General features: G+C 37.2%; 17 protein-coding genes, 1 other RNA gene and 1 riboswitch. Of the genes, 2 read left to right on the plus strand and 16 right to left on the minus strand.

Annotated features, from left to right (window positions below; all coding sequences use genetic code 11):
• Positions 1-218: 218 nt before the first annotated feature.
• The 6 genes from ssrA to Q1A47_RS03850 form a co-directional block, all read right to left on the minus strand.
• Positions 219-582: a transfer-messenger RNA gene (gene ssrA, locus Q1A47_RS03825) on the minus strand.
• A 123-nt stretch (positions 583-705) separates the two neighbouring features.
• Positions 706-1,170, minus strand: coding sequence for an SsrA-binding protein SmpB (smpB, locus tag Q1A47_RS03830; RefSeq protein WP_121605639.1), 465 nt, complete (start codon positions 1,168-1,170; stop codon positions 706-708).
• A gap of 483 nt (positions 1,171-1,653) precedes the next feature.
• Positions 1,654-3,825, minus strand: a complete 2,172-nt coding sequence (rnr, locus tag Q1A47_RS03835; RefSeq protein ID WP_080668692.1) for a ribonuclease R — start codon at positions 3,823-3,825, stop codon at positions 1,654-1,656.
• 48 nt (positions 3,826-3,873) lie between these two features.
• Positions 3,874-4,620 carry a carboxylesterase gene (locus Q1A47_RS03840; RefSeq protein WP_121605640.1) on the minus strand — a complete coding sequence of 249 codons (747 nt, stop codon included), beginning with the start codon at positions 4,618-4,620 and terminating at the stop codon, positions 3,874-3,876.
• A 97-nt stretch (positions 4,621-4,717) separates the two neighbouring features.
• A complete protein-coding gene (gene secG, locus Q1A47_RS03845; RefSeq protein WP_021289023.1) occupies positions 4,718-4,951 on the minus strand; it encodes a preprotein translocase subunit SecG in 234 nt (77 codons plus the stop codon).
• Between the two features lie 392 nt (positions 4,952-5,343).
• Positions 5,344-6,384, minus strand: coding sequence for a M14 family zinc carboxypeptidase (locus Q1A47_RS03850; RefSeq protein ID WP_121605641.1), 1,041 nt, complete (start codon positions 6,382-6,384; stop codon positions 5,344-5,346).
• Between the two features lie 169 nt (positions 6,385-6,553).
• Between Q1A47_RS03850 and Q1A47_RS03855 the strand changes: the two genes are divergently transcribed.
• Both Q1A47_RS03855 and ptsP read left to right on the plus strand, forming a co-directional pair.
• Entirely contained in the window at positions 6,554-7,477 is a 924-nt protein-coding gene (locus Q1A47_RS03855; RefSeq protein ID WP_026681622.1) for an alpha/beta fold hydrolase, read from the plus strand.
• Between the two features lie 159 nt (positions 7,478-7,636).
• Positions 7,637-9,349, plus strand: coding sequence for a phosphoenolpyruvate--protein phosphotransferase (gene ptsP, locus Q1A47_RS03860; RefSeq protein WP_166530214.1), 1,713 nt, complete (start codon positions 7,637-7,639; stop codon positions 9,347-9,349).
• 181 nt (positions 9,350-9,530) lie between these two features.
• Here ptsP and Q1A47_RS03865 read toward each other — a convergent pair whose 3' ends face one another.
• From Q1A47_RS03865 to Q1A47_RS03910, 10 genes are all read right to left on the minus strand, one after another.
• Positions 9,531-10,511: a nucleoside hydrolase gene (locus Q1A47_RS03865; RefSeq protein WP_026681624.1), complete on the minus strand. Its 981-nt coding sequence runs from the start codon at positions 10,509-10,511 to the stop codon at positions 9,531-9,533.
• Positions 10,512-10,573: 62 nt separating this feature from the next.
• The gene (locus Q1A47_RS03870; protein WP_026681625.1) at positions 10,574-11,362 is read right to left on the minus strand and encodes a TatD family hydrolase; all 789 of its coding nucleotides are present in this window, start codon (positions 11,360-11,362) and stop codon (positions 10,574-10,576) included.
• On the minus strand, positions 11,355-12,095 hold the full coding sequence (locus Q1A47_RS03875) for an ABC transporter ATP-binding protein (RefSeq protein ID WP_166530213.1): 741 nt from the start codon (positions 12,093-12,095) through the stop codon (positions 11,355-11,357). Before Q1A47_RS03875 ends, Q1A47_RS03870 begins: the two co-directional genes overlap by 8 nt.
• On the minus strand, positions 12,088-12,858 hold the full coding sequence (locus Q1A47_RS03880; RefSeq protein ID WP_026681627.1) for an ABC transporter permease: 771 nt from the start codon (positions 12,856-12,858) through the stop codon (positions 12,088-12,090). The genes Q1A47_RS03875 and Q1A47_RS03880 overlap by 8 nt, the downstream gene beginning before the upstream one ends.
• Entirely contained in the window at positions 12,858-13,148 is a 291-nt protein-coding gene (locus tag Q1A47_RS03885; protein WP_026681628.1) for an MTH1187 family thiamine-binding protein, read from the minus strand. The genes Q1A47_RS03880 and Q1A47_RS03885 overlap by 1 nt, the downstream gene beginning before the upstream one ends.
• 3 nt (positions 13,149-13,151) lie before the next feature.
• Positions 13,152-14,165 carry an ABC transporter substrate-binding protein gene (locus Q1A47_RS03890; RefSeq protein ID WP_246484665.1) on the minus strand — a complete coding sequence of 338 codons (1,014 nt, stop codon included), beginning with the start codon at positions 14,163-14,165 and terminating at the stop codon, positions 13,152-13,154.
• A 315-nt stretch (positions 14,166-14,480) separates the two neighbouring features.
• Positions 14,481-14,590, minus strand: a riboswitch (TPP riboswitch).
• Between the two features lie 342 nt (positions 14,591-14,932).
• On the minus strand, positions 14,933-16,219 hold the full coding sequence (gene eno, locus Q1A47_RS03895; RefSeq protein ID WP_026681630.1) for a phosphopyruvate hydratase: 1,287 nt from the start codon (positions 16,217-16,219) through the stop codon (positions 14,933-14,935).
• 25 nt (positions 16,220-16,244) lie between these two features.
• Complete coding sequence (gene gpmI / locus Q1A47_RS03900) at positions 16,245-17,780, minus strand: 2,3-bisphosphoglycerate-independent phosphoglycerate mutase (RefSeq protein WP_026681631.1); 1,536 nt, start codon at positions 17,778-17,780, stop codon at positions 16,245-16,247.
• Entirely contained in the window at positions 17,777-18,535 is a 759-nt protein-coding gene (tpiA, locus tag Q1A47_RS03905) for a triose-phosphate isomerase (RefSeq protein WP_026681632.1), read from the minus strand. Before tpiA ends, gpmI begins: the two co-directional genes overlap by 4 nt.
• A 22-nt stretch (positions 18,536-18,557) precedes the next feature.
• Positions 18,558-19,739: a phosphoglycerate kinase gene (locus tag Q1A47_RS03910; RefSeq protein ID WP_166530211.1), complete on the minus strand. Its 1,182-nt coding sequence runs from the start codon at positions 19,737-19,739 to the stop codon at positions 18,558-18,560.
• Between the last annotated feature and the right edge of the window lie 101 nt (positions 19,740-19,840).

Here is a 19,840-nt window from a genome sequence, read left to right on the forward strand (position 1 = left end):
AGGTTTTTTTATGGCTTTTAATAGTAAAAATTAACATTATTCATAATCTTGAAATAATAATTATTGCTTGACTTTAGCTTCATAATTTAATGCAACGCTAGTGTAATTTCATAAACAAAAAAGCCATCCTCAAATGAAAGACGACTTTAATTAGCAAAAATATATTAATTCAGGTAAATATGTTACCGCTTAAACTAAAAAACCACCAATTATGTATTTGGTGGAGACGGTGGGAATCGAACCCACGTCCAGAGATATCGCCACTCAGGCTTCTACACGCATAGTCGATATATTATCATTCGCTTACTCTTCAGCCTATCGACAGGCTTTAGAGAGGCTAGTCTGATTGGTTTCAACAATCATCCTCAGACGGTGGATCATTGTATAGCCCGCTCGATTTGAGACCCTTCAATCTGCTACACGGGCAATAGCAGGAAGGATCGCTTAGCAGTGCTTACGCAGCTGCTAAAGCAGGTTGATTGTTTTCTTTGCCAGTTATATTTAGGCGATAACGTTTTACGAGCCGTAACCTCGACGCGCAACCTGAGCTCAATCTACCCCTGTCGAATCCGTAACGTCCCCATAAAATAGGAGTAACGCTAGGAAGAATGAGCATATATAATTTTATTTTGCTTTCCTAATTACATGCTTCATTATAACATTTTTAGTATAAAAGTCAAATTTCTCATGGGATCTGCCTTGCTTTTATCGCATATGCTCTTTGATAGCACGATCTACATCTCGCTTCATTTGTTTACGCTTAAGATCTTCCCGTTTATCATATTTCTTTTTCCCTTTTCCTAATCCTAATAATACTTTAGCATATCCATTTTTGATATAAATTTTTAATGGAACCAGCGCATAACCTTGCTGTTGCGTTAAGCCAATTAACTTATCAATTTCTTTACGATGGAGCAAAAGCTTACGTGTTCGAGTTGGATCATGATTAAATCGATTTCCCTGTTCATATTCCGCAATGTGAAGGTTAATTAGTTTAACTTCTCCTCGATCGATTCTAGCATGTGAATCTTTAATATTTACTCTTCCTGCTCGAATTGATTTTATTTCTGTACCTTGAAGGACGATTCCCGCTTCAAAGGTATCCTCAATAAAATATTCATGGGATGCTCGTTTATTTTGTGCAATTGTATTTCCTTGTCCTTTAGGCATAAGAACTTCCTCCTACTGCTTACATGAACCTTATTCTATCAAATATTTGGAAGTATTCCAATAAAAAAATGAATCAAATCATTACTAATAAGCTAATAGTCAGGACAGTCATATCGCTCATTACTTCATCTATCGCAATAGATGTGCTTCATCATATTACTTGGCTGCTGGTAATAATTCATCTAGCAAGATAAATACCTTCATTCCGGCAACCATGGAGAAAATCAATTGGTTGAAAAACATTGTGTAATAATGGCACCAAGTGGTTCTACAAGTTCAAATAAGAACGACAAACAAAAAAACTTCCTCTTAGTAAGCGTTACATAGTTTTATCGTTAGTATTAAGCATCTAAATAGTGGCTTCTACCAAATTAAAATAGAGGAATATGACAAATTATTCACACTTTATTAACTTATATAACGGTAACACTATGCAGCAAATCTTGAAACCGCTGATCAATGAATAGATGCAGCGGTTCGTTCTTACTTCTTTTTAACTCTTTTAGCTTTTATCCGTTTTTGCTTCTTTGGCTTTTTCGAATAAACCATTTCGAAATCAACGGTACGTTCATCTAAATTAACACCAGCTACTTTCACCTTTACTTCATCACCAATTCGGTACATATTTGCTGTACGTTCACCGATCATCGCCTGGCTTCGTTGGTCGTAATGATAATAATCATCCGTTAAGTAGCTTACATGAATTAATCCTTCAATTGTATTTTCTAGTTCAACAAACAAGCCAAAATTGGTAATAGAGCTGATTACACCAGTATACGATTCACCAATTTTATCTTTCATAAATTCTGCTTTTTTCAAATCATCTGTTTCTCGTTCTGCATCCACAGCTCTTCTTTCTGCTTCTGAGGTTTGTCTAGAAATTTCTGGCATTGCATCTTTCCATTTCTGCATCGTTTTCTGATCCATTTTTTTCTGAATAAGATACGTACGGATTAATCGATGCACTGTCAAGTCTGGATATCTGCGAATCGGTGAAGTGAAATGCGTATAAAACTCTGTTGCCAGCCCAAAATGACCAATGCTTTGTGGATCATATTTTGCCTGCTGCATGGACCGTAGCATCAGCTTGGATACAATCATTTCTTCTGGTTTACCCTGCACTTCTTCCAGTACCTTTTGTAATGCCTGTGGATGAACTTCGTTGTTCGTCCCTTTTACGACATAACCTAGCCCTGCTAAAAATTCAAAGAATGTCTGTAGCTTACCTGGGTCAGGGTCTTCGTGGATTCGATGGATAAATGGAACATCTAACCAATGGAAATGCTCTGCTACGGTTTCATTAGCGGCTAACATAAATTCTTCAATTAACCGTTCAGCAACAGAACGCTCACGTAGTACCACATCTTCTGGCTTACCATTTTCATCCACTAAAACCTTTGCTTCCTTAAAATCAAAGTCAATGGCTCCTCGATCCATCCGTTTATGACGCAGTACGGAAGCTAATTGCTCCATATTTTCAAAAACAGGTACTAATTCCCTATAACGTTCACGTAATGCCTCATCTTTATCTACAAGAATTTTATTTACATCGGAATAAGTCATTCGCTCATTCGTACGGATGACACTTTGGAAAATCTCATGGTCAACAATGTTTCCACTAGTATCAATTTCCATTTCACAACCTAAGGTTAATCGATCGACTTGAGGATTTAAGGAACAAATACCATTGGATAAACGATGAGGTATCATTGGAATAACCCGATCCACTAGATAGACACTTGTTCCTCTTTCTAGCGCTTCTTGATCAATCGGACTTCCTTCTTCCACATAATAACTAACATCTGCAATATAGACACCTAGCTTATAATTACCATTGTCTAATTTTTTTACAGAAACGGCATCATCTAAATCCTTTGCATCTGCACCATCAATAGTAACAATTGTTTCATTACGTAGATCTCTTCTTTCCTTTATTTCATCTGCTGAGATTGTTTCTGGTGTAGCAGCGGCTTGATCAAGCACTTTATTAGGGAAGTCCATCTTAATACCGTGCTTATGGATAATTGATATAATATCAATACCTGGATCATTTTTATGACCAAGTATATGAATAATTTCTCCCTCAGCACTTTTCTTTCCCTCTGGATATTTTGTAATATGGGCAATTACTTTATGCCCACTTACAGCTCCATTCGTCATATTTTTTGGGATGAAGATATCATTAGGAATCCGCTTATCATCCGCTATCACAAACCCAAATGAACGATTATCCTCAAATGTGCCCACTACCTGCAAAGTTGCTCGTTCTAATATGCGGATCACTGTACCTTCAGGACGATTTCCATCTTTATCCCTTTTTTCAATACGTACCAGTACTTTATCGTTATTCATTGCAGATGCCAGATCAGAGTGGTGGACATAAACATCATCTTGCTTCTCATCATCTGGAATTAAGAATGCAAATCCTTTCGCATGCATTTGAATTCTGCCCCGTATCAGATTCATTTTTTCTGGAAGACCAAATCGATTTTTTCGAGTTCGAACCAGTTCACCTTCTTCTTCTAATTGATTAAGTGCTTTGACCAGTTCTTTGAATTCTATTGCATCCTCAATTTCTAACACTTCTTCTAATTCGTCTACTGCTAATGGTTTTGTTCCATTTTCTTTAAAATAATTTTGTATTTTTTCCTTCACTTTCTTCACCTTCTTTCTATTATTGTTAACGTTCTTTGTTGAATATAATCATTCTTCCCAGTTTAATGTTTCAAGGAATTGATAAATATCTTCAAATACTTGTTCTTTCTCTTTATCCATTGTGATTACATGTCCAGAGTCCTCATACCAATGAATTGCTTTTTGATCAGATTCGACATTATCATAAATATAATTTGCACTATCCGTATTTATCATGTTATCTTTTCTCGCCTGAACTACCATCGTAGGTGTGTAGATTGTATCCACTTCATTTTTGACCTCATTAATAAATTTTCCTAGGTGAGTAAATACATCGGTTGAATTCTTCAACAGTTCCTCAACTTCTTTTTCGATAACATCTTTATCTTTTCTTTCTAATTGTTTGTACTCTTTAGCAAATGCTGTAAATCCTTTGGTTAGCTGTGTTTCATTATCAAAAAACATAGGAGAACACATCGTTATGACTGCTTTTGTTTTTTCGGTATAGGCAATTTTCAAGCCTAATACTCCTCCTAAGGATAAGCCAGCTACTGCTATTTCATTGTATCCAAGTTCCTTTAAATGTTGATAGGCTTCTTTTACATCTTCCCACCATTCATCTGGTGTTGCCTTTACTAATTCTTCTGGTGGTAGTCCGTGTCCACGATAAATAGGAGCATGACTTGTATATCCTCGTTTTTCTAAATACCTTCCTAGCATTCGGACATCTGCAGAATGCCCAGTAAAGCCATGTAGTAATAATACCGCACGCGGTCCAGCTTCAAACGTAAAAGGTTGTGGTTGTTTAACTTTCATTCTTACTGCAACTCCTTCTGCTTTCTTTCTTTATCTACTTTACCCTTTTTACCTTAAAGTAAAAACCCTTACCACTATTAGTGATAAGGGTTCGTATCTATTGTAAAACATATGCGCTCAGAAAAGCTAGTACAAAAAATATTACGGCTGTTACGATCGTTCCTCGGTGTAAAACAAGATCAATGCCTCGTGCTTTCTGTTTCCCAAATAATTGTTCAGCACCACCGGAAATCGCGCCAGATAAGCCTTCACTTTTCCCAGACTGCAATAATACAAGTACAATCATAATAATTCCATCAATCACTAATAATACATTTACGATTCCTAGCATATTTGTATGATACCCCCTGTAACATATAACCAAACAAAAAATCTGAATTTCATCCGTTACCACATATGCCGTACCTAGCATACTTGAACCTACTTATAACTTTAGCATAACTTACTTTGTCATAGCAAGCTTTTTCGATTACGTTAGACAATTGACCATGAAGAGTATAGTACGAATTACGCCGGCAGAATTACTAATGCTTTAAATAGATCTTGTCACGTCTTCTCTATCCCCCGGCGTCCCTTATTTTCCAGTTGTTTTCTCTGTGGAAAGGCTTTGAGAATAATCGATATATTTTTATTTAAAACCACAGTACGGAGAAATGGAAAACCTTGCGACTGACATATCCTACCAAACCTTTGATACGGAATAGAAATACACATTAAATCAGTTTATTCTGTTGTTCTCCTTGTCTGATAAGGTAAAGAATCCCAAAAAGAGGTATCTTTTGACTCAATCGATCTATCAGCAATTGCCCTAACTGTTTCCTCCAGTGTAATGACTGTTTGCTTAATTAAATATCCATTACTTTTTTGACCAAGTACATACGATTCCCATTCATGATCTGCCATTCCACGCATTTCAAATAGTAATGTCGAAATACCATATTCTACTGCAATTCCATTTCGACTAATCGTCTCCGCCGAACCTCCCTGATATTTACCGATATGTCCCCATCCTTTAGAGTCAATAGCATCATATACAACTGCACCTAATTGTTTCGACTTTTTAACTACCGTCTCATTAGCATTGTCTGTAGTTGGATACAATATAGAGCCCGAAACTAGTTTACCATCTACCTCACTTTGGGTTGCTTGATGGTGTAAATCAATCATATAATCAACATCGTAGGGACCAAGTACATTGTCATGTAATGCTTTTGTTTCTGGTTGTAATCTTTCAACATGATCTCTATTTAGATCCACTTCATTTGCGTTATATCTCGTTAAATGATGGTCTCCACTAGCAATATAATCATCTAAAGGAAAGTTTACATCTCCCATCGCACCATCTACATTTAGTCTAGGAATGATAAGGACGTTTACGTCCTTGAGAATACCTTTCATTTTTCCGGTTCCAAGTTGTTTAATAAACTGTAATGCTCCCTCAGTAGTTAATGCTTCATTGCCATGCTGCTGAGTGAGGAACAAAATAGTAGGATTTTCTGGATTCTTGATATATTTTACTAAGTGTAGATCTCTGCCCTTTACCGATTGACCAATTACTTCTAATTCCATTGCTTCTTGCTTTGCTTCTTGCTTATGCAAGAAATCTACTAGTTCTTGATGCGAATGAAGAATCGAATTCGTAATGGTTTCCTTCCCGTTATAATTTGGACCTTCTCCCACTGCATTTACTATTGGTGTCCCAATGGCTGTTGTTCCAAGTATTAAGGCCCCTGTAATTGAAAGTGTTATCCATTTGTTTTTCATGATTGTATCACTCCTATTTTTTAATCTTTGTCATTAAATGATTCTATAAAAATTGTCGAATCCCTTTCTTTTTATCAGAAAATAAGGAATAATACTTATGCATAACATCATCATTCCACTAATAAGACTATTTGTGCAGAAGTGGGAATACAAACGGAGGAGGAGTAAAATGAATCTTAAAAATACCTTTTGGTACACATCACCAGATAATGTTGATATCTTTGTTCAAAAGTGGGAACCCAAAAAACAAGCTAAAGCAGTCATACAAATTGCACATGGTATGATGGAACATATCGAACGATATGAGAATTTTGCTTCATACTTAACTTCACAAGGTTTTATTGTTTATGGAAATGATCATCGAGGGCATGGTAGAACTGGTGAGAGACAGGGGAAATTAGGATATTTCGCTGATAGTCATGGATTTTTTAGGACTGCTGATGATCTCGTCCAGCTATCTAAACAAATTAAAGCAAGCCACCCTACGTTACCTCTATTTTTAATTGGTCATAGTATGGGCTCTTTTCTTATTCGCATTTTTATTCAGCAAAATAGTAGCTTAGTGGATGGCGCTATTCTATCTGGAACGGGTCATTTTCCTCGTTTAAAAACAATAGCCGGTAAGCAACTGGCTAGCTTCTTTTCACCAAAGAAAGAAGCACCGTGGATGAACAAGCTTGTATTTGGTACATATAATAAAAAAATCGCAGATGCTTCCACTGGCTATGAATGGTTAAGTAGTGATCATGTAACGGTTCAAAAATACGTAAAAGATCCATTTACAGGCTTTATCCCTACTGGTCGTTTCTTTTTTGACTTAATGGAAGGTTTACTTACTATGCAAAAGACAAGCAATAATAAGCATATTCGTCATAATTTTCCACTTCTCATCCTAAGTGGTGACTGTGATCCGGTCGGTAACTATGAAAAGGGGATCTGGAAGACAGCACGACTTTTTGAAAAAGCCGGTCTTGAAAGCATAACTACAATGGTCTTTACAAATGGTAGACATGAACTGTTGAATGAAGCAAATAAAGAAGAGGTGTATACTGCAATAAATAGCTGGTTACAAGCAAATATTTCCAGTATATAGAGTGAAACCCCGAATTCACTCGTACTTTTTAAATAATTTCTAACTTTTTTCCGTCTTTTTCGACAAACTTTAAATAAATTGTCGCTGATTGCTTGTACCTACTAATCCAAGGGGGTAAAATAGAGGTTGATTGAATTGTAGAAAGGTTGGGTAACAAATATGTCAAATGTTCAAGGAATTGCCGCTTCATCTGGAATTGCAATCGCAAAAGTATACCAGCTTGCATCTCCAGATTTGTCATTTGAAAAAGTATCTATCGACAATCCAGATGTCGAAATAGAGCGATTAGATAAAGCGCTTGAAATTTCTAAGCAAGAACTTGAGAAAATCAAGGCACATACTAAAGAAAATATCGGTGATGAACATGCCGAAATTTTTTCAGCCCATTTATTAGTACTTAGTGACCCTGAACTAATAAACCCTATTAAGGATAAAATAAAAGCTGAAAATGTCATTGCCGAAACTGCTCTTGAAGAAACAGCCAATATGTTTATCGATATGTTTAAGAATATGGATAATGCCTATATGCGTGAACGCGCTGCAGATATTCATGATGTAACAAAGCGAGTTATGGCTCATTTATTAGGGGTTACCTTCCCTGATCCTGCTTTAATTAACGAAGAGGTAATTGTCATTGCGAACGATTTAACCCCTTCGGATACTGCACAATTAAATCGTGATTTTGTTAAGGGCTTTGCTACTGATATCGGTGGCCGCACCTCCCATTCAGCGATTATGGCTAGGTCATTAGAAATTCCTGCGGTTGTTGGTACGAAAGAAATAACAGCATCTGTTAAAAAAGATGATACGATCATTGTTGACGGAAATGCAGGAATAGTTATTATCAATCCGTCTGAAGAAGAAATAGCAGAATATCGAAAGAAACAAGAAGCGTTTGCCGAGATGAAGCAAGAATGGGCTAAGCTAAAAGACGAGCCTACATTTTCGGAAGATGGAGAACAAGTGGAACTAGCTGCCAACATTGGTACTCCAGATGATGTTGAAGGTGTGCTAGCTAATGGCGGTGAAGGCATTGGACTATATCGTACAGAATTTTTATATATGGGTAAAAGTCAGCTCCCAACAGAAGAAGAGCAGTTCACTGCTTACAAATCAGTACTAGAGCAAATGGAAGGAAAGCCTGTCGTTGTTCGTACATTGGATATTGGTGGAGATAAGGAATTAAACTATTTAGACCTTCCTGAGGAACTAAATCCATTCCTTGGCTTCCGAGCTATTCGCTTCTGCTTAGAAAATGAGAATGTCTTTCGTCCACAATTACGTGCACTTTTACGAGCAAGCGTTTACGGTAACTTAAAAATCATGTTCCCGATGATCGCAACATTGGAAGAATTCCGCAAGGCTAAGGCTATTTTAATGGACGAAAAAGAATCCTTACTAAAAGAAGGTTTCGAGGTTTCCAACGACATTGAGGTTGGTATCATGGTGGAGATTCCATCCACAGCTGTAATCGCTAAGCAATTTGCAAAGGAAGTTGACTTCTTCAGTATTGGAACAAACGATTTAATCCAATATACGATGGCTGCTGACCGAATGAATGAGCAGGTTTCCTACCTATATCAACCATATAACCCTGCAATTCTGAACCTAATCCATACTGTTATTGAAGCAGCACATAGTGAGGATAAATGGGTTGGAATGTGCGGTGAGATGGCAGGTGACTCCATTGCTATTCCAATTCTACTTGGTCTTGGTTTAGATGAATTCAGTATGAGTGCAACGTCGATCTTACCGGCTCGTACACAACTTCGTAAGCTATCTAAAGAAAAAATGGTAGCTTATAAAGATAAAATCCTTTCAATGGGTACTGCTGAAGAAGTTGTAGAATTTATTAAAGAGAAAACAGAATAGCTATACAAATAAAGAAGGTGATTTCTCCCTGAGGTCATCTTCTTTGTTTATAAGAAAGTATAAATGACTACTTCGTCATGACTCCCCTGTTTCAAGTTTAGATTGAACTGCTTGATAAACCCATTTGCAAACGCTTACTTATATTATAACATACTATTACTATTATAGGGAATATTTTCTTCTAGCTGAATCTTTCACCAGTCATAATGGACATGAAATCAATATAGAATTTTTGATAATCGAGATTAAAGGCAATACGATGGACTCTCCCACCTACCTCTTCACCATCTTGCATATCTTCTAAATTAACATATGGACGAATATCAGCAATACTTTGTCCCCTCACTATTCCTGTCTGTGCTTGAATGATATGAACAGGAAGATATTGATATGTCATCATATCAGGCTTTACAACGGCCATAAGTGTCAATACATCATGTAATGGGCTACCTTGAATCGATGGGTTGCGTTTTTTATAAAAATCATAATAATAATCCAGTAATACTTTCACAATACTAACGGAACCCATTCGATCAATATACTCAACCATTTGAGGTGTTGCTATCGCATATTTAGTGACATTAAGAGGAATAATGGTTACATTGTTTGCGTGAGCAAGTACTACTTGAGCAGCCACTGGGTCACCATGAAAATTAGCTTCAGAGACAGCTGTAATATTACCTGGTACCCAGAAAGCGCCACCCATAATGTAATATTCCTTTATGGTAGTCATTAATGATTTATATAAGATGAATAAGCTAGCTAAAGAAGTCAATCTTCCAATATTAACAATCACTAATTCATCTTTATACGTTTCAATTAAATCAATAATTTCACAGAAATTTTCGCTAATACCATTCTGCATATTTTTAGGGGGAATAATTGGTCCCAATCCATATTCCCCATGTATTTCCGGAACATATACTGGGGGTTCTCCAGTCATTGGAATATGTGCACCAGCAATTACTTTAATATCCTCTACCTCTTTTGTTGGAAAAAGACTGCGGATATATAAGATATTCGCAATTGCATTTTCTCTTGATACGTTTCCATAATCCGCCACAATGCCGATGACTTCTACATCATCGTTCAAATAAGCATAGATAAGCGCGATTGTATCATCAATACCTACATCACCAAATAACAACACTTTTTGAGACATAAAAACCCTCCATAAACATATGTCTTGTTAACATGATATTCCCATTCATACTCGTCCTATGTTCACTTGTCATTCTTAAGATGAAAGAACTGGGATGTATTAACATAAAGTTGTTCCTGTACATCAGGAAGAGGCATTTTTTTAATTGTCGCTATTTGTTTAATCGACTTATGGATCATTTTTGGATGGGTCAGTTGGTTGATAAACGGACCAGCAAACTGCCAAGGCCCATCCGTTTCCACCATCATATGAGTTATTGGGTATTTATTAACTAGCTGGTTAATTTCTCGTTCGTACATGACATCTGGTGTGATGGATATAAAATATCCATTCTGGCTCATTCGTTCCATTGTAGGTTTGTCACCCTTAAACCAATGAAACTGTGCATTGGTGATGGAATACTTTTCTAATAAATCACAGGCAATGGTAGCATCATCATAAACTGCATGAAGTACAATTGGCTTATTCCATTCTTTAGCTTTTCGTATAAATAATTCTAGTAATTCAATATATGGCTTTACCATTAAATTTGAATTTTCTTGTCGCTTGTAATAAGGTAGACCTACTTCACCTACCGCAATTGCTCTGTCTAGATTCGAGTCAATAAATTGTATTAAATCAGCTATATCATTATCGTTAGGTATTTCTTGTTCCGGATGAAATCCGAAAGCAGGTTTAACTGCGGAACATCTCTCCGCTAACCTTAAATTGGAAATTGACGATGCTAGGTTATTCGAAACAGAAATTAGTGAGCTAACATGATGCCGTTTCAAAGATTTAATAATTTCTGTTTGTTCCTCCTGTGTATACATATCTAAGTGAATGTGTGCATCAATAATGAAGCTATCCATTTGCAGCCCTCAATTCCTGATATATCCTTTTCTTATACTCTAGAAATGCTTCTGATAAAACTAACGCTTCCTCTCTTGGTCTTGAAAAAGGAATTGTGAATTCTTTTTTTATCGAAGCCGGACGAGCTGACAACACAATCACACGATCAGATAGAAATAATGCTTCTTCTATATTATGCGTTACGAAAAGGATTGATCGTTGATGCTCATTCCACATTGCTAATAACCACTTTTGCATGTCCAAACGGGTAAATTCATCCAATGCGGAAAATGGTTCATCTAAACAAATAACAGGCTGGGGACTTAAAATACTGCGTACAAAAGAAGCGCGCTGCTTCATTCCTCCAGATAATTCATGGGGATATGCATTTTCATATCCTTTTAAGCCAGCTCGTTCTAGCATTCGTTTTGCTTCTAATTCATCTTTTCTACCTGCAATTTCTGCCGCTAAGACAACATTTTGTAAAATCGAACGCCAAGGAAGTAAGGAATCTGATTGAGGCATATAGCTGATGAATCCCCGTTTGCCGATAATCTCTTTTCCATTTAATTTAATCGTACCGGAATTAGGTGAGGTAATCCCTCCAATCAGTCGAAATAACGTGCTCTTCCCACTTCCTGATGGTCCAACAATCGAAACAAACTCTCCGTTTCGCACCGTTAATGAAATACGATTAAGAATAGTAGTTTCCCCATATTTTTTTGTTAGATTTACAAGTTCTAAATTACTCACTGATCTTCCCTTCTTCCGGTTTCCATTTAATTACTCTTTTTTCAATTAATGAAATACAACCAAAAAACAATAAACTTAACAGCACTATAAATAAGATAGCAACAAAGACACGATCTGTTCGGAAAGACGAAGATGCCAAAGTCATATATACTCCAATTCCTTCACTTGCACCAAGCCATTCAGATATCACCGCTCCCATTACGCTATATGTCGCCGATATCTTTAAACCACTAAACAAAGAAGGTAATCCATATGGCCACTCTAGCTTACGAAAGATTTGCCCTTTACTGGCACCTGTCATTTGCATATAGTGTTTCAGTTCTCCACTTGTTTGTCTAAATCCATCTAAAGCTGCTATAGTTATTGGAAAAAAACAAACAAGTGTAATAACAATTAATTTCGGCAAGATTCCAAAACCAAACCAAATTACTAATAAGGGAGCTAAAATAATAATAGGTATATTCTGTGATATTATTAATAATGGATAAAAGGCTTCCCTAACTGTCGGAATGAGATGAAGACAAACAGCAACGAGCGTACCTACACTGCTGCCTATCATAAATCCGATAATCGATAGTTGGATAGTCGATTGTAGATGACTAGCATAATTTGGCCAGCCATTGACAGCTTCTTGCCATATTACACTTGGAGCAGGTAGTAGCCAAGCTGGGATCGAAAAAATACGACAAGCTATTTCCCAACTGATAAGGAAAAGGATGAGGACCAGAGCTGGTCGCCATCCCTTTTCTCGCAATCTTCTCATTAGCGATACTTCTCCGTTAATTGTTCCATGGAAGCTCCAGAAGGTTGATAAAGAACCTTCACCTGTGAAATAACATTTTCACAACCAATTTCAGTCATCCTTTTATTCATCTTCTCAATAATTCCAAATAGTTCTGCAAGATCACCTTGCATTGTAGTTTCTAGTGGACTTACCTGATACTTAACTCCGGAATGATCGATAATCTTAATCGCTTCATCCACATACGGAATAACATCTTCACCATTTTTCGTTTTCGGGATAATTTGAATACTAACTAGTGCATCTGCCATCATTTATTCCTCCTTTGTTTCTGGTAAAAACTCATTTGTAAATGCTTTTTCACTATCTAACGGTTTATCTAACAGCTCATTCTCATACATCCAATTGGCGTAATTCTCCCATACCTCTTGCTTTTGTTCCCCCCACTGGTCCGCATCATCTTGATACTTTGACGCTAACCAAGCTTGACTTGCTTTTACTAATTCTGCATCCAAATCAGGAACAGCGTTAATTAAGATATCAGCGGCTTCCTCTGGTTGCTCAATTGCTAGATTATAACCTTTAGATACTGCAGCTAAGAATTGCTTAACTGTTTCTGGATCATCTTTGATCATTTTTTCATTGGTAGCTAAAACCGGCGTGTAATAATCTAAATTTGACGAATAATCGGTTAAATACACCATATTAATTTCTTCATCACGGAGCTCTGCCTCTACACCAGTCCAACCATAATAAATCCACGCAAAATCAATATCTCTTTTCACCGCAGTAAAAAAGTCCGTATCGCCCATGTTGATAATATCAACTGATTCTACATTAGCATTTTCCTGCTGCATGAGTGAGGTTAGAACCGCTTTTTCTACTGGAGCTCCCCAGCCACCATATGTTTTATCTTCAAAATCTTTAGGTGTAGTAATCTGTTTATTCTTGGGTGAGGCAAAACCTGAGGTATTATGCTGTATAACAGCAGCAATGGAAACAATCGGTATATCTTGTACACGAGCTTCAGTAATCCCCTCCTGATAACTCACACCAAAATCTGCTTTACCAGATGCAATTAACTGATCTGCTCCCGCTTCACCAGGCATAATTATGTCCACATCAAGGCCTTGCTCTTCAAAATATCCCTTCTCTTTTGCAACATATAATCCTGTATGATTCGTATTTGGTGTCCAATCAAGTACAACAGAGATCTTTTTCTTTTCTGTTGAGTCATTGTTCTGCTGACTTTGTTCTTTCTCTTCTGTACCACATGCCGTTAATATAAGCAGTGTAATCCCTAAACTAAGCAGTAAAAGCTTCTTCAATGTTTTCCTCCTCTTGAATACCTTTCTCATTGTAAGGAACAGCGTATGTATCATCTTGTTTGACTGTAATTCCTTCGCTAAGAATAAAAGCGCAAACACCCGATTAGCAACGCAGCGACGATTCAACGGAGATAAAGGACTCACGGTGAGCTTGCGAGCCGATGATGATTTAGATTAGGGCGATTCATGATGAAGTAGCCTAGTTTCTGGGCGCTGGAGCTGGACGCAGCTCAACACGCAAATTTTATAATTTCTTAGACTATAAAAAATGCCCTAGATGGTTAATCACCATTAGGGCATATACAACTTAATATTTGATGTATCAAACATGTTCCCTACGCTGGTTTAAACCAGATCAGGTTCTAAGAGTCAGTACCTTACGGATACAATCTCAACCAGCAACACTGGTCCCCCTACAACTTTAGTATTCTATTATTAATTCCATAGTAACTATGACATAATTCGTCCATTTAATCAAGTTTAAGAAACTCAAAAAATATAGAAACTTCTATGAACATAGAAGCAACTTCTGCATAAAGTGACACTTTAATCAGTGGGGGTTTTATTTATCCCACATTGATTGTTAGCACCACAGACCTAAAATCCTTTGAACCGACCGGACATTTACCGGCAATCGATCCTCCACTTCCCCATAGTGGTTTTACTTTATTGCTTAAAGTGGATTATTACTGCCAGTTATATGTGTGGGATAAACCTATAAAAAACCTCTTAAAGTATAACCACCATACCTTAAGAGGTTTTCTTCCCTATTTATTTAGGTTATAGAACGCTGTCTTACCAGCATATTCACCCATGCCTGCTAGCTCATCTTCAATGCGAAGCAGTTGATTGTATTTAGCTACACGATCTGTTCGAGAAGGTGCACCTGTTTTGATCTGACCTGCATTAGTCGCTACAGCAATGTCAGCGATCGTTGCATCTTCTGTTTCTCCTGAACGGTGTGAGATAACCGCTGTATAGCCAGCGCGTTTTGCCATTTCGATTGCTTCGAACGTCTCTGTTAATGTACCGATTTGATTAACTTTTACTAAGATAGAGTTTCCAATACCTTGTTCAATACCTTTGGAAAGCTTATTAGTATTTGTTACAAATAAATCATCTCCGACAAGCTGTACTCGTCCACCAAGACGATCTGTTAATACTTTAAATCCATCCCAATCATTTTCATCTAGTCCATCTTCAATGGAGATAATTGGGTATTTGTTGATCATGTCTTCATACCAATCAACCATCTCTTCAGAAGTACGAACAACACCTTCACCTTTTAGATTATATTTACCATCTTCATATATTTCTGAAGCAGCAACATCCATTGCAAGCTTCACTTCTTCTCCTGGCTTGTAACCAGCAGCTTCAATTGCTTCCACAATTGTTTGTAAAGCTTCTTCATTAGAAGCAAGGTTTGGTGCAAATCCGCCTTCGTCACCAACAGCTGTGTTATACCCCTTTGATTTTAATACATTTTTCAATGAATGGAAAATTTCAGCACCCGTACGTAGTGCTTCTTGGAACGTTTCTGCTCCAACTGGCATAACCATAAACTCTTGAATATCTACGTTATTATCGGCATGCTCACCACCATTAAGAATATTCATCATTGGTGTTGGTAGGGTTTTTGCATTAAATCCACCGAGGTAGTTATATAACGGTACTTCAAGATAACTAGCAGCAGCATGTGCTACAGCCATGGATACACCAAGAATTGCGTTAGCACCAAGTTTGCCTTTATTTTCAGTTCCATCTAATTCGATCATTAACGCATCGATGATATTCTGACGAGTAACATCAATCCCAAGTAATTCAGGTGCAATTATTTCATTTACGTTTTGAACTGCTTTTAGAACACCTTTTCCAAGATAACGATCTTTATCACCATCACGTAATTCCACAGCCTCGTATTCACCGGTAGATGCACCGCTTGGCACAAGTGCAGAACCGAAGGCACCTGATTCTGTAAATACTTCCACTTCAACTGTCGGGTTACCGCGTGAGTCTAATACTTCACGTGCATATACATCAGTAATGTATGGCATAATTTTTCTCTCCTTTAATTTCCTTTTATTTAATTAATGATTCGCCAGTCATTTCTTCTGGTTTTTCAATACCTAGTAAATCCAATAAGGTTGGTGATAGATCAGCTAAAATCCCACCATCTCGTAATGTTATATTTTCTTCTGTCACAATTACCGGAACAGGATTTGTCGTATGAGCAGTCATTGGCTTACCTTCAAGCGTAACTACCTCATCAGAATTACCGTGATCAGCAGTAATAATGGCATTCCCGCCAAGCTCTTTAATTTTATCAACAATTTTCCCTAGACATTCATCAACTACTTCAATTGCTTTAATAGTCGGCTGTAATTTACCAGAATGTCCAACCATGTCCGGGTTAGCAAAGTTCAAGATAATTGCATTGTGTTCACCAGCATCAAGTTCTTTGAGCAACGCGTCCGTCACTCCATAAGCACTCATTTCTGGTTTTAAATCATATGTTGCAACCTTTGGCGAATCAATCAATACACGTTTTTCACCATCAAATTCTTTCTCACGACCACCACTCATAAAGAAAGTGACATGTGGATATTTTTCTGTCTCAGCAATACGTAATTGCTTCAAATTATGCTGAGATAATACTTCGCCAACTGTATTATCTAGGTTAACAGGTTCGTAAGCAACATAGCCATCGACTGTTTCACTAAAATTCGTTAACATTACAAAGTCCAAATTTTTTGGCACGTGCTCACCACGATCAAAATCACGAAAATCTTCATTTGCAAAGGTACGTGAAATCTGAATAGCGCGATCTGGACGGAAGTTATAAAAGATTATAGAATCTCCATCTTTAATTTTCCCAACTGCTTCACCGTTTTCATCTGTGATGACAGATGGAATAACAAACTCATCGTAAATTTCATTTGCATATGAATCGTCAACAACCTCTATTGGGTCTTGATATGCTGGTCCTTCTCCATATACCATTGCATCATACGCTTTTTTCACACGATCCCAACGTTTGTCACGATCCATGGAATAATAGCGGCCTGAAATGGTTGCAAATTGACCAACACCGTATTCCTTGATCTTATCCTGCGTTTGTTTAATATATTCTTTCGCTGTTTGCGGACCAACATCTCGTCCATCAAGAAATGCATGGATGTACACTTCTTTCAACTCATTATCTTTTGCTAGTTTTAATAAAGCAAATAAATGATTGATATGACTATGCACGCCTCCATCGGAAAGCAATCCAAAAACATGCAATGCTTTTTTGTTTTTCTTCGCATTTTCTATTGATTTTTTAAAGGCCTCTTTTTCAAAGAACTCGCCATTCTTAATGGACAAATTCACACGAGTTAAACTTTGATAAACGATGCGCCCAGCTCCAATATTTAAATGCCCGACCTCGGAGTTTCCCATTTGCCCTTCAGGTAGACCAACTGCCTCACCACATGCTGTTAATTGGTTGTGAGCATAGGTATTCCAATAACGATCAAAGTTAGGAGTATTGGCTTGCTTTACAGCATTTCCTTTTTCCTCATCACGAAGAGCGAAGCCATCCAAGATGATTAATGCTGCTAATTTATCCTGTTTCATTTTTTACCTGCCTCCACTAATTGTAAGAAGGATTCTGGTTGAAGGCTAGCACCACCAACTAATGCACCGTCAATATCGGATTGTGCTAGTAACTCCTCTATATTAGCTGGTTTTACACTTCCACCATATTGAATAACTACATGGTCTGCTGTTTCCTTTGAAGTAAGTTTTGCAATAACTTGTCTAATATATGCACATACTTCATTTGCTTCAGCACTTGTAGCTGTTTTACCTGTACCAATTGCCCAAATCGGTTCATAAGCTATGATCGTTTCAGCCACTTGTTGGTCTGATAGACCTTCTAAAGCTTTAATCACTTGGTTTTCGACATGATCCATTGTTTCATTTGCCTCACGCTGTTCTAGGGTTTCACCAACACAAACAATTGGAACTAAATGATGATTAAATGCAGCATGAACTTTTTTATTCACCGTTTCGTCCGTTTCATTATAATATTCTCGTCGCTCCGAATGTCCAAGTACAACATGCGTTATACCTAAATCCTCTAGCATAACTGGACTTACTTCACCGGTAAAAGCTCCACTTTCTTCATAGTGCATCGTTTGTGCAGCAACTTTAAGATTTGTATCTTTTGTTTTATCAACAAGAGATGCTAAAAATGGGAATGGCGCACAAACAATTGCCTCTACATTCTTATCTTCAGGTATTTTTGCTCCGACTTCATCAACAAATTGATTCGCTTCTGTTGAAACTTTGTTCATCTTCCAGTTTCCAGCAATTACTTTCTTGCGCATCTTCTCACCTCATTATGTTTTATTATTTATCACTTAATGCTTCGACACCAGGTAGCACTTTTCCTTCCATAAATTCAAGGGATGCACCACCACCAGTTGAAACATGATCCATTTTTTCACTAAGATCAAATTTTTCAACAGCAGCAGCAGAATCGCCACCGCCAATTACAGTATATCCTTCTGTCGTTGCTAATGCATTTGCAACTGCCTTTGTGCCATTGGCAAATGCTTCCATTTCAAACACACCCATTGGTCCATTCCAGATGATTAGTTTCGAATCAGCAACGATTTGTGCATATTTCTTACTTGTTGCCGGTCCAATATCTAACGCTTCCCAATCAGCAGGAATCTGATCAATTGCTACTTCTTTCGTATTAGCCGTTTCCGCAAAGTCATCTGCTACAATCACATCAACGGGAAGGACAAAATTAACACCTTTATCCTCTGCTTTTTTCATAAAATCCTTAGCGAGTTCGATCTTATCTTCCTCTAACAAAGAGTTACCAATTTCGTACCCTTGTGCTTTAATAAAGGTATAAGCTAAACCGCCGCCGATAATTAAATTATCTACTTTATCAAGTAAATTATCAATGACATTTATTTTATCTTTTACTTTAGCTCCACCAATTATTGCCGTAAATGGTCGTTCCGGATTATCCAATGCTTTCCCTAATACTTCAATTTCTTTTTCCATTAAGAAACCTGCAGCAGCAGGAAGCTTCTCAGCAATACCTGTTGTTGAAGCATGAGCGCGATGTGCAGCTCCAAATGCGTCATTAACATAGTAGTCAGCCATACTTGCAAATGCTTGTACAAGATTCTCATCATTCTTTTCTTCGCCAGCTTCAAAACGAACATTTTCAATTAAAACAATGTCTCCATCGCTAACTTGTGAAACAGCTTCGTTTACTTCATCTCCGTAAACAGCATCCGTCTTCACAATTTCTTTACCGATTAAATCACTTAATCGGTCTGCAACAGGATCTAAGCGTAGTTTCTCTACAACTTCACCTTTAGGACGTCCTAGATGACTGGCAAGTATTGTTATTGCTCCCTGTTTAGAAAGATATTCAATAGTTGGCAATGCTGCTCTGATTCTAGTATCATCAGTTACTTTACCATCTTTCATTGGAACGTTGAAATCAACTCGGCAAAATACTCTTTTTCCTTTTAGCTCAAGATCTGTTAATGATTTTTTGTTCATGTTCTTCTGCCTCCCTATTTTAGGAATATGTAGTTCTCATTACAATTTAGGGATTCCCTTATATGGGATCATTAGTCATGCAAATAAAAACATGGAAAACG

Origin of the sequence: uncultured Virgibacillus sp., assembly GCF_947495635.1 — a bacterium.
Lineage (GTDB): Bacteria > Bacillota > Bacilli > Bacillales > Amphibacillaceae > Virgibacillus > Virgibacillus salarius.